Consider the following 13,875-nt stretch of genomic DNA (forward strand, 5'->3'; position numbering starts at 1 on the left):
GCGAAAGGCCGGGGTGGGACCTCGCCGCTGCGCGCCGGATGATCGAGGAATGCCGCCTGTCCAGGAACGCACCACCGTCGCCGTCGTCGGAGGCGGCCCCGCGGGGCTGATGCTCTCCCACCTGCTCGCCCGCTCCGGGATCGAGTCCGTGGTGGTCGAGCTGCGCTCGCGCGCCGAGATCGAGCAGACCCACCGGGCCGGCATCCTGGAGCAGGACAGCGTCCGGATGCTCGTCGAGACCGGTGTCTCGGACCGGGTGCTCCGGGAGGGGTACCGGCACGAGGGCATCGAGCTGGCGTTCGGGGGCGGCGGTCACCGGATCGACTTCGAGGGTCTCGTCGGCGCCTCGGCGCAGCTCTACCCCCAGACCGATGTGTTCACCGACCTCGCCGATGCCCGCGAGCGCGACGGCGGCGACGTCCGGTTCGGGGTCAGCGAGGTCTCCGTCGCCGACGTCACCGGCGAGGCTCCCGTGGTCCGGTTCACCGACTCCGGTGGCCAGGCGCACGAGCTGCGCTGCGACTTCCTCGTCGGGTCCGACGGCTCCCGCAGCGTCTGCCGGCAGGCCTTCCCCGAGGCCAAGCGGCGGCAGTACTTCCGCGAGTACCCCTACGCCTGGTTCGGGATCCTCTGCGAGGCCCCGCCGAGCGCGCCCGAGCTGATCTACAGCCACTCCGAGCGCGGCTTCGCGCTGATCAGCCAGCGCACCGAGTCCCTGCAGCGGATGTACTTCCAGTGTGACCCCGCCGAGAACCCCGCCGACTGGTCCGACGACCGCATCTGGGAGGAGCTCCAGGCCCGGGTCGGGGCCAACGGGTACACCCTGCGGGAGGGTCCGATCACCTCGCGGACGGTGCTGCCGTTCCGCAGCTTCGTCCAGGAGCCGATGCGGCACGGGAACCTGCTGCTCGCCGGGGACGCGGCGCACACGGTCCCACCCACCGGCGCCAAGGGGCTCAACCTCGCCCTCGCCGACGTGCGGGTGCTCGCCGAGGTGCTGGAGCAGGTCGTCTCCCGCCGGGATCCGGACCTGCTCGACGACTACACCGAGCGCGCGCTGGACCGGGTGTGGAAGGCCCAGCACTTCTCCTACTGGATGACCACGATGCTGCACCTCGCACCGGAGGCCAGCCCGTTCGACCTACGCCGGCAGACCGGCGAGCTCGCCATGCTCACGTCGTCCCGGGCCGGGGCGACCTACCTGGCGGAGGGGTACACCGGCTGGCCGGCGCCACGCTGAGGGAATGCACACTTCGCGAGAAAAGCCCATAAGGGACATAACCGGTCCAGACCGGTGTCGACGAGCCATAGCCATTCTGGGTCAAAACCCATAGTCACTTCGGGCTATTTCCGCGTGTTGCTCTTAATGACAAATCGGACTTGCCGTTCTCTGGAGTGAAGGCAAGGGAGTTCCAAGATGATTGCAACAGAAGCGGCCCTGTACGGGTCGTCGAGTGCCAGCGGATCTGGCGCAACGGTGGTGCTGGTGTGCAGCTGTGGCCAGGAGATCGGCGGGAGCAAGCGGGTGCACTGCCCGCGGTGCGGCTGCTGCCTGAACTGACGATCGCCGTAGGGTGACCTCCGACCAGTCAGGAGGGACCCTTGGCCCAGCAGCCGAACCGTGCAGGCGCTTCCGCGACCTCCGCGGTGTGGACGCTGCCCAACATCGTCTCCATGGTGAGGTTGGCCGGCGTGCCGCTGTTCCTGTGGCTGGTGATGGGCCCCGAGGCCGACGTCTGGGCGCTGGTCGTGCTGATGGTCTCGGGCTTCACCGACTGGCTCGACGGCTACCTGGCGCGACGGCTGAACCAGACCTCGAAGCTGGGGGAGATCCTCGACCCGGTCGCCGACCGGCTCTACATCCTGGCCGCGGTCATCGGACTGCTCTACCGCGACATCATCCCGTGGTGGGTGGCGATCCTGCTGCCCCTGCGCGACGCGTTCCTGTGGTGCCTGGTCCCGTTCCTGCGGACCCGTGGGTACTCCGCGCTGCCGGTGCACTATCTCGGCAAGGCGGCCACCGCGGCCCTGCTCTACTCCTTCCCGATGCTCTTCCTCGGTGACGGCGACGGCCCCGTCGCGGTCCTCGCGGAGGTCTTCGGATGGGCCTTCGCCATCTGGGGGATCGGGCTCTACTGGTGGGCCGGCCTCCTTTACGCTTGGCAGGTGCGCAAGCTGATGGCCGACAGGGATCGGCGCGCTCCGGACTTCTCGGACACCTGAGGTGGCCACCCCCGACCGGCTCCCGCCACAGGCGGCGATGGGCCTGCTCGACTACCTCACCACCCACACGCTCGACGAGGACTACGCCTTCGCCTCCGAGCAGAAGCAGTCGGCGGACACGCGGCCACCGCCGCGTCGTCCGGGCCTGGTTGCCGCCGCGGTGATGGTGGTCTTCGCGTTCCTCGTCGTCACCGCCGCCGTCCAGACGGCGCGCAACTCCTCGCGCGACGAGGGCGAGCGCCGCCAGCTCGCCGAGCAGGTCAGCTCCGCGCGGGCGCAGCTGGAGGACGAGCGTGCCCAGCTGGTGAAGCTCCGGGTGGAGGCCGCGACCCTGGAGTCGCGGCAGCTGCGCAGCGACACCTCGGCGCGCGGGCTCCTGGCGAACATCAACCTGCTGGGGATCAAGGCGGGGACCGTGGCGGTGCGCGGCCCCGGCGTACGGCTGGTGGCCGACAACGCCCCGAACGCGGACAGCCCGCGCAACGAGGTGCTCGACACGGACCTGCAGCGGCTGGTCAACGGGCTCTGGGAGGCCGGCGCGGAGGCGATCGCCGTCAACGGGCAGCGGCTGACCAACCTGAGCACGATCCGGCTCGCCGGCGGGGCGATCACGATCAACGCCCGCTCGCTGCGACGTCCCTATGTCGTCAACGCGATCGGCAACCCGGACACGCTGCCCGCACGTTTCGCAGAAACCTCCAGCGGTCAGGCATGGTTGGACCTGCAACGCGAGGTCGGCCTGCAGCTGAGCATCACGCCGCTGTCCTCTGTGCGACTTCCCGGAACCGAGGTCTCGTTGCGCTATGCCAACAGTAAGTAGGAGAGCGTCATGATCGCGATCATCGGGCTGATCGTCGGCGTCGGGCTCGGGCTGTTCCTGACACCCGACGTGCCGCTGTACCTCGAGCCCTACCTGCCGATCGCCGTCGTGGCCGCGCTCGACGCCGTCCTCGGAGCCTTCCGCGCCTTCCTCGACGGGATCTTCGACGACAAGGTGTTCGTGATCTCGTTCATCAGCAACGTGCTCATCGCCGGCATGATCGTCTTCCTCGGCGACAAGCTCGGCGTCGACGCGCAGCTGTCCACCGGCGTCGTGGTCGTGCTCGGCATCCGGATCTTCTCCAACGTGGCCGCGATCCGGCGCCACATCTTCCACGCGTGAGCCCGATGAGCGATCCCGAGACCCCGGAGCAACAGGAGACCCGTCCGGCCACTGGCATCGACCGGTTGCGCCGCGCCTTCTTCCGGCCCTCGCGCGGGCAGGCCGTGGTCGCGGTCCTGGTGGGGGTGCTGGCCTTCGCGGCGGTCACCCAGGCGCGGCTGACCGGCGACGACGACACCTACGAGGGGCTGCGCCAGGACCAGCTGATCCAGGCGCTCAACGGGCTCCAGTCGGCCTCCCGCAAGGCCGAGCGCGACATCGCCGAGCTCGAGGCGACCCGCGACCAGCTGCGCAGCGGCAGCCAGCGGCGTACCACGGCCCTCGAGCAGGCGCGCCGCGAGCTGCAGACCCTGGGCGTGCTGGCCGGGACGCTGCCGGCGACCGGGCCCGGGGTGCGCGTCACCGTGGAGGACCCCAAGCGGGAGCTCAGCCTGAACAACCTGCTCGACGGCATCGAGGAGCTGCGCAACGCCGGCGTGGAGGCGATCGAGATCAACGACCGCGTCCGCGTGATCGCCCAGACCTCGTTCGAGGACGACCCCGACGGCATCAGGGTCGACCGGGTGGTGCTCCAGGCGCCCTACGTCATCGACGCCATCGGAGACCCCGACACCCTCGCCGGCGCCTTGAAGTTCCAGGGCGGGTTCACCGACGACGTCGAGGCCGAGTCCGGCACGGTCTCGGTCGAGAAATCGGACCGGATCGACGTCAGCGTGACCCGGACCCCGGCGAAACCCCGCTACGCCGAAGCGGTCCCCGGGCAGTAGCCTCGGAGTCCCGACAACCGAGGAGCAGCGTGATTCCCGAAGAGCTGAAGTACACCTCCGAGCACGAGTGGCTGCGCGAGCCCGGTCAGGCCGAGGGATCGGTCCGCGTCGGCATCACCGACTTCGCCCAGGACGCGCTCGGCGACATCGTCTTCGTGCAGCTTCCCGAGGTCGGCGACACGGTGACCTCCGGCGCCGTCGTGGGGGAGCTGGAGTCGACGAAGTCCGTCAGCGAGGTCTACGCGCCCCTGGGTGGCGAGATCGTCGCCCGCAACGAGGCGCTCGACGCCACTCCCGAGCTGGTGAACACTGATCCCTACGGCGACGGGTGGCTTTTCGAGATCGTCGCGGACAACTCCGGTTCCGCCGACCTGCTCGACGCCGCGGCGTACCAGGCGACACTCGAAGCCTGAAGCCCACGACGCTGGTAGGTTGACGCCCAGAACCCTGACCCTTCACTGCGGCTTCAAGGTTCAGCGCACGGATTCCGACGAGGACGGGAAGATCGAGATGGCCTATTGCTCGCAGTGCGGGAGCCAGAACCCCGACACCTCCAGGTTCTGCTCGCAGTGCGGCACTCCGCTGGCTCCAGCCGCCAGCGAGACCCCGCCGGTCGACGCCACCACCACGATCACCTTCGGTACGCCGACCAAGGGGGAGACCGACGACCGGACCTCGCTCAACGCCGCGGACGCGGCTGCGGTGGATGCCCTTCCCGCGCACAGCGCCCTGCTCGTGGTGCAGCGAGGGCCCGGCGCCGGCAGCCGCTACCTGCTCGACTCAGACCTCTCCACCGTGGGCCGGCACCCCGAGAGCGACATCTTCCTCGACGACATCACCGTCTCGCGTCGCCACGTGGAGTTCCGCCGTACGGGCGGGATCTTCCGCGTACACGACGTCGGCAGCCTGAACGGGACCTACCTCAACGGCGACCGCGTCGACGACGCGGAGCTGCAGAACGGTGACGAGGTGCGCATCGGCAAGTTCCGGCTGATCTTCTTCGCCAGCGACGCGAAGGACAGCTGAACGTGCGCCAGACGGCCCAGAAGATAGGCCGGATCACCATCGGGCAGGCAGTCGCCGACCTGAAGGCGGAGTTCCCCGACGTCGACATCAAGGAGTCGAAGATCCGGCACCTCGAGAACGAGGGCCTGGTCGAGCCGGAGCGGACCCCCTCGGGGTACCGGAAGTACTCCGTGGAGGACATGGAGAAGCTGCGCTACATCATCCGGGCGCAGCGGGAGCACTACCTGCCGCTCAAGGTCATCCGCGAGCACCTCGACGCCCTCGACCGCGGCCTCGAGCCGCCGCCCCTGAGCGGCTCGCCCAGCATCCCGGGCGCGCTGATGGCCAACCCGTTCCCCGGTGTGGAGTCGCTGCTCTCCGGGCACTCCGAGGTGCGGATCTCGCGGCGCGAGCTGGTCAAGACCGCCGAGATCACCGAGGAGCTGCTGGACGCGCTGGAGAACTACGGCCTGGTGCGCCCGCGCCCGGGCTCCAAGCACTACGACGCCGATGCCCTGGTGATCGCCAAGGTCGCCGGTGAGCTGGCGGCGTACGGCATCGAGCCCCGGCACCTGCGCTCGTTCAAGACCGCAGCCGACCGCGAGGTGGGGCTGATGGAGCAGGTCGTCTCCCCGATCCGGCGCAGCCGCGAGGAGGGCGCAGAGGGGCGAGCGGCCCAGACCATGGACGAGATGGCCGTGCTCTCGGTGCGGTTGCACGCCGTACTGGTGAAATCGGGCCTGCGATCCCTGCGCTGACTCCATCGCCGGACCAGTAGGCTGAACTCGTGCGCGAGGTAGAGGTTGTCGGAGTAAGGGTCGAGCTGCCCTCGAACCAGCCGATCGTGCTCCTGCGGGAGCTGGCAGGGGAGCGGTACCTCCCCATCTGGATCGGCGCGGTGGAGGCGACCGCGATCGCCTTCGCCCAGCAGGGCGTGGTGCCACCGAGGCCGCTGACCCACGACCTGCTGCGAGACGTCCTCGAGGCGACCGGCAACGAGGTCACCGAGATCCGGATCACCGAGATGCGCGACAACGTCTTCTACGCCACCGTGGTGCTGTCCTCGGGGGTCGAGGTGAGCGCCCGTCCCTCCGACTCCATCGCCCTGGCGATGCGGACCGGGTCCAAGATCGTCTGCTCCGAGGAGCTGCTCGACGACGCCGGCATCCTGGTGCCCGACGAGCAGGAGGACGAGGTGGAGAAGTTCCGTGAGTTCCTCGACCACGTCTCGCCCGAGGACTTCGAGAAGGACCAGGGGCAGCCGCCCGCCTGAGCGGACCTTCACCCTCAAGTTGAACTTGAAGGTTTGGCCGACACGCCGCGCGCCTCTTTGACCAACCCTCAAGTGAAGGTTTACCTTCACAATGTCTTCGCTGTAACTCCAAGGCTGCGATTCTCCTGACCCAGGTCAGCAGGAACCCTCGTCCGGCCACCCTTTCGGGGGTTACGCTCAGTGAAGTTGACTTCGGAGGTAACAGTGGGCATCAAGTACGAATCGCAGTCGGACAAGGTGGCGCTGGAAGCAGCGCTGCACGCCGACGAGCAGGGTCTGCTCTTCGACGACGACGTCTCGACGCTGCCCCAGGACCTCGGTTACCGCGGCCCCACCGCCTGCGCCGCAGCCGGCATCACCTACCGCCAGCTCGACTACTGGGCCCGCACCGGCCTGGTGGACCCCACCGTGCGCGGCGCCGCCGGCTCCGGCACCCAGCGCCTCTACGGCTTCCGCGACATCTTGCTCCTCAAGGTGATCAAGCGCCTCCTCGACGCAGGCATCTCGCTCCAGCAGATCCGCACCGCAGTGGCCCACCTGCGTGCCCGCGGCACCGACGACCTGACCCGCGTCACCTTGATGAGCGACGGCGCCACCGTCTACGAGTGCACCAGCAACGACGAGGTCATCGACCTGCTCCAGGGTGGGCAGGGCGTCTTCGGCATCGCGATCGGGGGAGTGTGGCGCGAGATCGAGGGGTCGCTGGCCGAGCTGCCCTCCGAGCGCACCGCCGAGTCCGCGGTCGAGTCCGCCGACGACGAGCTCGCGACGCGGCGCAAGGCCCGACTCACAGGCTGATAGATTCGGTCCTGCTGACAAACCCGCATGGGAGAGCTCCCGGACGGCTCGCAGAGCCACCCGGGGCGCCGAAGGGGCAACTCCTCCCGACAACCTCTCAGGCTCAAGGACCGTGCGGGCTGGCACTCAGGAGCAGCATCTGTTGTGACTGAGGGGAGGCGTACTCACCGTTGCCGGTAGATCGCCTCACGCTCAGGAGCCACATGTCACAGCGAACCCTCGCCGCAGCCCTGGACCAGCGCCCGTTCAGCGAACGCCACATCGGCCCGGGCGAGCAGCAGGTCGCCGAGATGCTCAAGGCGCTGGGGCTCAGCAGCCTCGAGGCGCTGATGGACGACGCGGTCCCGGGGCGGATCCGCTCCTCGGGCCTCGACCTGCCCCCAGCCGCGACCGAACGCGCCACCGCCGCCGAGCTGCGCGAGATCGCCGACCTGAACAACCCGCTGGTGCCGATGATCGGCCTGGGCTACCACGGCACGATCACCCCGCCCGTCGTACGCCGCAACGTGCTGGAGGACCCCTCTTGGTACACCGCGTACACGCCCTACCAGCCCGAGATCAGCCAGGGCCGGCTCGAGGCGCTGATCAACTTCCAGACGATGGTGGCCGACCTCACCGGGCTGGAGACCTCCAACGCGTCCCTGCTCGACGAGGGCACCGCGGCCGCCGAGGCGATGACACTGGTGCGGCGGGCGAACAAGAAGGCCACCGGGCCGTTCGTGGTCGACGCCGACGCGCTCCCTCAGACGATCGAGGTGGTCCGTACCCGCGCCCGGGCGATGGGCATCGAGGTCGTCGTGGCCGACCTCTCCGACGGGGCGCAGGGCCTGCCCGACGGTGAGCTCAGTGGCGTCCTGGTGCAGTACCCCGGCGCCTCGGGACGGGTCCTGGACCCACGGGCGGTGATCGAGGAGACCCATGCCCGCGGCGGCCTCGCCGTGGTCGCGGCCGACCTGCTCGCCCTGACCCTGCTGGAGTCCCCGGGCACCCTGGGCGCGGACGTGGCGGTGGGCTCCTCCCAGCGGTTCGGCGTCCCGCTGTTCTACGGCGGCCCGCACGCCGGTTTCATGTCCGTGCGCAAGGGCCTCGAGCGGCACCTCCCCGGTCGGCTGGTCGGCGTCTCCGTGGACTCGGCCGGGCGCCCGGCGTACCGGCTCTCGCTGCAGACCCGCGAGCAGCACATCCGCCGCGACCGGGCCACCTCCAACATCTGCACCGCCCAGGTGCTGCTCGCGGTGGTGGCCTCGATGTACGCCGTCCACCACGGCCCCGACGGCCTCACCCGGATCGCCCGCGGGGTGCATGCCCAGGCGGCGGTGCTGGCCGAGCGGTTGCGCCAGGGAGGCGTCGAGGTGGTTCACGACGCGTTCTTCGACACCGTCCTCGCCCGGGTCCCGGGCCGGGCGGCCGAGGTGGTCGGGGCGGCCCGCGCCGCCGGGGTGCACCTGCGGCTGGCCGACGAGGACCACGTCGGGATGAGCACCTCCGAGGTCACCGACGCAGACGTCCTCGACGTGGTGCTGGGGGCCTTCGGGGAAGGCTCGACCAACAGGGACGGCTCGATCGGTGGGGACACCGTCGTGGAGGCTCTCCCCGCCGCGCTGCGTCGTACCACCGACTTCCTGACCCACGAGGTGTTCAACACCCACCGCAGCGAGACCTCGATGCTGCGCTACCTGCGCCGGCTCTCCGCGCGCGACTACGCGCTGGACCGCGGGATGATCCCGCTGGGCTCGTGCACGATGAAGCTGAACGCGACCACCGAGATGGAGCCGGTCAGCCTGCCCGGGTTCGCCGACCTGCACCCGTTCGCGCCGGCCGAGGACGCGCTGGGCTACCGCCGGCTGATCGACCAGCTGGAGTCGTGGCTGGCCACGGTGACCGGCTACGCCCGTGTCTCGATCCAGCCCAACGCCGGGTCCCAGGGCGAGCTCGCCGGTCTCCTGGCGATCCGCGCCTACCACGACGCCAACGGCGAGGGGGAGCGCCGCGTGTGCCTGATCCCGGCCTCGGCGCACGGCACCAACGCGGCCTCGGCGGTGATGGCCGGGATGAAGGTCGTGGTGGTGAAGTCCGCCGACGACGGGTCGGTCGACATGGACGACCTGCGCAAGCAGTGCGAGGAGCACCGCGACGACCTCGCCGCGATCATGGTCACCTACCCCTCGACCCACGGCGCCTACGAGGACACCATCGTCGACCTGTGCGAGCTGGTGCACGCGGCCGGCGGGCAGGTCTACGTCGACGGCGCGAACCTGAACGCGCTGCTCGGGTATGCGCGTCCCGGCGAGTTCGGTGGCGACGTCTCCCACCTGAACCTGCACAAGACGTTCTGCATCCCGCACGGCGGCGGCGGGCCGGGCGTGGGCCCGGTCGGGGTACGCGAGCACCTGGCGCCGTACCTGCCTTCGCACCCGATGCACCCCGAGCCGGAGAAGCGCACCGGGATCGGGCCGATCAGCGCCGCGCCTTACGGCTCCGCGGGCATCCTGCCGATCTCCTGGGCCTACGTCCGGATGATGGGGGCCGAAGGGCTGACCCAGGCCACGGCGGTCGCCGTGCTCTCCGCGAACTACGTCGCGCACCGCCTCGGCGAGCACTTCCCGGTGCTCTACCGCGGGCACCACGACCGGGTGGCGCACGAGTGCATCCTCGACGTCCGCGGGCTGACCAAGAGCAGCGGCGTCAGCGTGGACGACGTCGCCAAGCGGCTGATCGACTACGGCTTCCACGCCCCGACGATGAGCTTCCCGGTCGCCGGCACGCTGATGGTGGAGCCGACCGAGAGCGAGGACCTCGGGGAGCTCGACCGGTTCTGCGAGGCGATGATCGCGATCCGGGGCGAGATCGCGCGGGTCGAGGCAGGGGAGTGGACCCCGGAGACCTCGCCGCTGCGCGGTGCCCCGCACACGGCGGCCTCGGTGCTGGTCGGCGAGCAGGAGCGGGCCTACCCCGTCGAGCTCGCGGTGTTCCCCGCCGGCCCGGACCCGGACAAGTACTGGCCGCCGGTCGGCCGGATCGACCAGGCCTACGGCGACCGCAACCTGGTCTGCGCCTGCCCGCCACCCGAGGCGTTCGCCGTCGAATGAGGGAGCACCACTACCAGGCGGTCCTCGACCGCTACCAGGCCGAACGCAGGCTGCCCTCGATCGTCGCGGGCGTGCTCGAAGGTCCCGAGCTTGCGTGGAGCGGTACGGCGGGCGCGGGGGCGACCGTGGACACGCAGTACCGGATCGGGTCGATCACCAAGACGATCACCGCCGTGCTCGTGATGCAGTGCCGCGACGACGGGCTGCTCGACCTCGACGACCCGGTCGCTCGCTTCCTGCCCGAGTCGGGCTACGGCGCCGCTACGGTGCGGCAGCTGCTGGCGCACACCTCGGGGATGCAGAGTGAACCGGCCGGCCCGTGGTGGGAGCGCTCGGAGGGCGTCCCCGTCGAGGAGCTGCTCGCGGCCAACGACGGGTCCGACGCGGTGTTCGGGCCAGACGAGCACCACCACTACAGCAACCTGGGCTACGGCCTGCTCGGCGAGGTGGTCGCGCGGCTGCGCGGGCGCCCCTGGGCCGAGCTGGTGCAGGAGCGGGTGCTCGATCCGCTCGGCATGACGCGGACGTCGTACCTCCCGCAGGAGCCGTACGCCCGCGGCTTCAGCGTCCACCACCTCGCCTCCACCCTGACCGAGGAGCCGCTGCACGACACCGGCGCGATGGCTCCCGCGGGCCAGCTCTGGAGCACGCTGTCGGACCTCGTCAGCTTCGCCGCGTTCCTGATGGCCGGCGAGCCCGACGTGCTGTCGGTGCGCACGCTGGCGCAGATGCGGCAGCCGGTGCCGCCCGCGATCGACTACGGGCTCGGCGTCCGGCTGGTGCCCTACGCCGCCGGGGTGCTCGCCGGCCACACCGGCTCCATGCCGGGGTTCCAATCCACCGTCTTCGCCGACCCGCTGAACCGGGTCGGGGTGGTCGCGCTCACCAACGGCACCACCGGGTTCTCCGGTCCTGAGCTTGCGCTCGCGCTGCTGGGCGACCACACCCCCGCGGCGATGCCGCAGTGGCGCCCCGCGGACTCGGTGCCCGAGTGGGCCGCCGAGCTCCTGGGCTACTGGCACTGGGGGAACTCCGCCTACGAGGTCCGCTGGAACCGCGACCGGCTGGAGTGGCGCGACCTCGCCCGCGGCGCCGTGGCCGAGCAGTTCGGCCTCACCGGCGACCGGATCATCGGCCTGGCCGGCTACCACCACGGTGAGACCCTTCACGTCGTACGCCGCGACGACGGATCGGTGGACCACCTCGAGTGCGCCACCTTCGTCTACACCCGCACGCCCTACCCGGAAGGACCCTGACACCTGTGACCCCGAGGAAGCTCTACCGCACGCTCGCCCTGGCCGAGGTGGTGACGTGGACGCTGCTGCTGCTCGGCATGTTCCTGAAGTACGTCACCGAGACCACCGAGGTGCTCGTCCGGATGGGCGGGGGAGTGCACGGTTTCGTGTTCCTGGCCTACTGCGCCACCACGGTCCTGGTCGCGGTCGACCGTCGCTGGAGCCTGGGCCGGCTCGCGACGGGACTCGCCTCGGCGGTCGTGCCCTACCTGACGATCCCGTTCGAGCGCTCGGTCGAGCGGGCCGGGCTCCTCAGCGAGAGCTGGCGGCTGCTCGAGGAGGAGCCGCGTGGACTCACGGAGCGCCCTGTGGCCGGTGCGCTGCGCAGTCCTGTGCTCGCAGCCGTGGTCACGGTCGCGGTGCTCGCGGTCGTGTTCAGCGGCCTGCTCATGGCGGGTCCGCCCACCGAGTGGGGTCAGTGACCCGCACCTGAACGCGGGGTTCGCCCCGGATCGCTGCGGCCGTTTCCCCGGCCACGACCCACGCGCGCCGTACGGCGCTAGGGTTTGGGCGAAACGGGGCATATCCCCGGGTTGGTCCCCTGAATTCGCATTGCCAGGACCACGTCAGACCGGAGGTGACATGCACAAGGGCGACCGTATGCACCCGATCGACGTCGTCCGGGTGCTCGTCCCGACCGGAGAGCCCGACCCCCGGGCGCTCCAGGTCGCCTTCGCGGTCTTCGTTTCGGCGGACTTCGCCATCCGCGGGGCCGGTGGACGAGACATCCAGCTCCTGGACTGGCCCGGCGTCGGCCTGCTGCTGGCCGCGGTGACGACGGTGCTCGCCTTCGCCGTGCCCTGGCGCAGGCTGGGCCGACCGCAGCTGGTGACGGTCCTGCCCGTGCTCGACATCGCAGCGATAGGTGCGGTCCGGATCAGCGAGGACGGCAGCGCTGCCGGCATCCTCATCGTGGTGCCTGCCCTGTGGCTGGGTCGCCAGCTCGGCCGGCGGGGCGCGCTCGTAGCGGTCCTGGCCGTGGCCGCACTGGCCGCCGCCCCGAGCCTGGCCGTGCTCGGCGCCGATCCGGTCGCGGTCGCGCGGGCGGTGCTGATCACGGTCGTCGCCGGATGGAGCGCGCTGGCAATCGCCTACAGCATCGAGCTGATCCGCGACGAGCGCGACCAGGCCGAGCTCCGCGGGGCCGAGCTGGCTCGGGCGATGGAGACCATCGAGCAGCACCAGCGGGCCTCCCAGGCCATCTTCGACACGGTGGACGTCGGGCTGGTGCTGCTGGACCGCGACGGGCGCTTTCGGGGACAGAACCAGCGGGTCGCCGACTTCTTCGCGCAGGCCTACCCCGACGGGCACCACGGTCGCGCCGGGCAGGTCGGCTTCGTGTACGGCGAGGACGGCGTGATGCCCCTGGCGAAGGAGGAGACGCCGACCTATCGCGCCGCCCAGGGCGAGGAGTTCGAGGACCGGCGTACGTGGGTGGGACCCGACCCGGCCGACCGGCGGGCGCTGTCGGTCTCCGCCCGCTCGCTGCGTGGCCCGGACGGTGCGTTCGAGGGGGCCGCCCTGTCGTTCAAGGACGTCACCGACCTGATGCGGGCGATGGCGGTCAAGGAGGACTTCGTCGCCATGGTCTCGCACGAGCTGCGTACCCCGCTCACCTCGATATCGGGGTACGTCGAGATCCTCAAGGACCGCCCCGACCTGCCGGCCGGAGTGGTCGAGCAGCTGGAGGTGATCGACCGCAACGCCGAGCGGCTGCTGCGCCTGATCGGCAACCTCCTGCACACTGCCCAGCTGAAGTCGGGTCGCACGCTGCCGATCGTGCGGCGCAGGTGCGACCTGGTGCAGATCGTGCGCGACTCCGTGGAGGCGATCGCGCCTGCCAGCGCTGCCGCGGGGGTCAGGCTGGAGGTGGACCTGCCCGAGCAGCTGTGGCTGCTGCTGGACCGTGTGCGCATCGGCCAGCTCGTCGACAACCTGTTGGCCAACGCCGTGAAGTACACCCCGGCCGGTGGGGACGTGACCGTGTGCCTGCGTGTGGACGGCTCGCGGGCCCGGCTGGGCGTGCGGGACACCGGCATCGGCATCCCCGCTGCCGACCTGGAGCAGCTGTTCACCCGGTTCTTCCGGGGCGAGGCGGCCGAGCAGCTGGCCATCCAGGGCGTGGGACTGGGGCTGAGCATCAGCCGGAGCATCGTGGAGAGCCACGGCGGCGTGATCGAGGTCGACAGCGAGGCCGGGGTGGGCAGCACCTTCTCCGTCTCCCTGCCCCTGGCCGACTGAGCCCCCACCGGGGCGCGGCAGC

Annotated in this window: 14 protein-coding genes and 1 riboswitch; all 14 genes read left to right on the forward strand. The window is 70.5% G+C overall.

Annotated elements, in window-relative coordinates; translation table 11 throughout:
- Positions 1 to 49: 49 nt before the first annotated feature.
- The 14 genes from AC4BGB_RS00710 to AC4BGB_RS00775 all read left to right on the forward strand — a co-directional run bounded on the left by AC4BGB_RS00710 (position 50) and on the right by AC4BGB_RS00775 (position 13,853).
- Positions 50 to 1,240 (forward strand): 4-hydroxybenzoate 3-monooxygenase, encoded by a 1,191-nt coding sequence (locus tag AC4BGB_RS00710; protein WP_490544046.1) that lies wholly within the window; start codon positions 50 to 52, stop codon positions 1,238 to 1,240.
- 362 nt (positions 1,241 to 1,602) lie between these two features.
- The gene (clsA, locus tag AC4BGB_RS00715; RefSeq protein WP_490544047.1) at positions 1,603 to 2,223 is read left to right on the forward strand and encodes a cardiolipin synthase ClsA; all 621 of its coding nucleotides are present in this window, start codon (positions 1,603 to 1,605) and stop codon (positions 2,221 to 2,223) included.
- Between the two features lies 1 nt (position 2,224).
- Positions 2,225 to 3,043, forward strand: coding sequence for a DUF881 domain-containing protein (locus tag AC4BGB_RS00720; RefSeq protein WP_490544048.1), 819 nt, complete (start codon positions 2,225 to 2,227; stop codon positions 3,041 to 3,043).
- Between the two features lie 9 nt (positions 3,044 to 3,052).
- The gene (locus AC4BGB_RS00725) at positions 3,053 to 3,385 is read left to right on the forward strand and encodes a small basic family protein (protein ID WP_490544049.1); all 333 of its coding nucleotides are present in this window, start codon (positions 3,053 to 3,055) and stop codon (positions 3,383 to 3,385) included.
- Positions 3,386 to 3,390: 5 nt separating this feature from the next.
- The gene (locus tag AC4BGB_RS00730; protein ID WP_490546762.1) at positions 3,391 to 4,152 is read left to right on the forward strand and encodes a DUF881 domain-containing protein; all 762 of its coding nucleotides are present in this window, start codon (positions 3,391 to 3,393) and stop codon (positions 4,150 to 4,152) included.
- 29 nt (positions 4,153 to 4,181) lie between these two features.
- A complete protein-coding gene (gene gcvH / locus AC4BGB_RS00735) occupies positions 4,182 to 4,565 on the forward strand; it encodes a glycine cleavage system protein GcvH (protein ID WP_490544050.1) in 384 nt (127 codons plus the stop codon).
- A 19-nt stretch (positions 4,566 to 4,584) separates the two neighbouring features.
- Positions 4,585 to 5,178: a double zinc ribbon and FHA domain-containing protein gene (locus AC4BGB_RS00740; RefSeq protein ID WP_490544051.1), complete on the forward strand. Its 594-nt coding sequence runs from the start codon at positions 4,585 to 4,587 to the stop codon at positions 5,176 to 5,178.
- 2 nt (positions 5,179 to 5,180) lie between these two features.
- A complete protein-coding gene (gene ftsR, locus AC4BGB_RS00745) occupies positions 5,181 to 5,915 on the forward strand; it encodes a transcriptional regulator FtsR (RefSeq protein WP_490544052.1) in 735 nt (244 codons plus the stop codon).
- Between the two features lie 29 nt (positions 5,916 to 5,944).
- Positions 5,945 to 6,430: a bifunctional nuclease family protein gene (locus AC4BGB_RS00750; protein WP_490544053.1), complete on the forward strand. Its 486-nt coding sequence runs from the start codon at positions 5,945 to 5,947 to the stop codon at positions 6,428 to 6,430.
- Between the two features lie 210 nt (positions 6,431 to 6,640).
- Complete coding sequence (locus tag AC4BGB_RS00755; protein ID WP_490546763.1) at positions 6,641 to 7,228, forward strand: MerR family transcriptional regulator; 588 nt, start codon at positions 6,641 to 6,643, stop codon at positions 7,226 to 7,228.
- Positions 7,229 to 7,246: 18 nt separating this feature from the next.
- Positions 7,247 to 7,351: riboswitch (glycine riboswitch) on the forward strand.
- Between the two features lie 80 nt (positions 7,352 to 7,431).
- Positions 7,432 to 10,317, forward strand: coding sequence for an aminomethyl-transferring glycine dehydrogenase (gene gcvP, locus AC4BGB_RS00760; protein WP_490544054.1), 2,886 nt, complete (start codon positions 7,432 to 7,434; stop codon positions 10,315 to 10,317).
- Positions 10,314 to 11,573 carry a serine hydrolase domain-containing protein gene (locus AC4BGB_RS00765; protein ID WP_490544055.1) on the forward strand — a complete coding sequence of 420 codons (1,260 nt, stop codon included), beginning with the start codon at positions 10,314 to 10,316 and terminating at the stop codon, positions 11,571 to 11,573. The genes gcvP and AC4BGB_RS00765 overlap by 4 nt, the downstream gene beginning before the upstream one ends.
- Positions 11,574 to 11,578: 5 nt before the next feature.
- Positions 11,579 to 12,034, forward strand: a complete 456-nt coding sequence (locus tag AC4BGB_RS00770; protein ID WP_490544056.1) for a DUF3817 domain-containing protein — start codon at positions 11,579 to 11,581, stop codon at positions 12,032 to 12,034.
- A gap of 178 nt (positions 12,035 to 12,212) precedes the next feature.
- Positions 12,213 to 13,853, forward strand: a complete 1,641-nt coding sequence (locus AC4BGB_RS00775; RefSeq protein WP_490544057.1) for an ATP-binding protein — start codon at positions 12,213 to 12,215, stop codon at positions 13,851 to 13,853.
- The last annotated feature ends 22 nt before the right edge of the window (positions 13,854 to 13,875 follow it).

It is taken from the genome of Nocardioides sp. Z30_9 (assembly GCF_058215735.1).

What these genes read in the sequence shown, in the direction of transcription:
- AC4BGB_RS00730 (WP_490546762.1), top strand. Translation starts at nt 3,391, where the DNA reads ATGAGCGATCCCGAGACCCCGGAGCAACAGGAGACCCGTCCGGCCACT.
- AC4BGB_RS00765 (WP_490544055.1), top strand. Translation starts at nt 10,314, where the DNA reads ATGAGGGAGCACCACTACCAGGCGGTCCTCGACCGCTACCAGGCCGAA.
- gcvP (WP_490544054.1), top strand. Translation starts at nt 7,432, where the DNA reads ATGTCACAGCGAACCCTCGCCGCAGCCCTGGACCAGCGCCCGTTCAGC.
- AC4BGB_RS00725 (WP_490544049.1), top strand. Translation starts at nt 3,053, where the DNA reads ATGATCGCGATCATCGGGCTGATCGTCGGCGTCGGGCTCGGGCTGTTC.
- AC4BGB_RS00710 (WP_490544046.1), top strand. Translation starts at nt 50, where the DNA reads ATGCCGCCTGTCCAGGAACGCACCACCGTCGCCGTCGTCGGAGGCGGC.
- AC4BGB_RS00775 (WP_490544057.1), top strand. Translation starts at nt 12,213, where the DNA reads ATGCACCCGATCGACGTCGTCCGGGTGCTCGTCCCGACCGGAGAGCCC.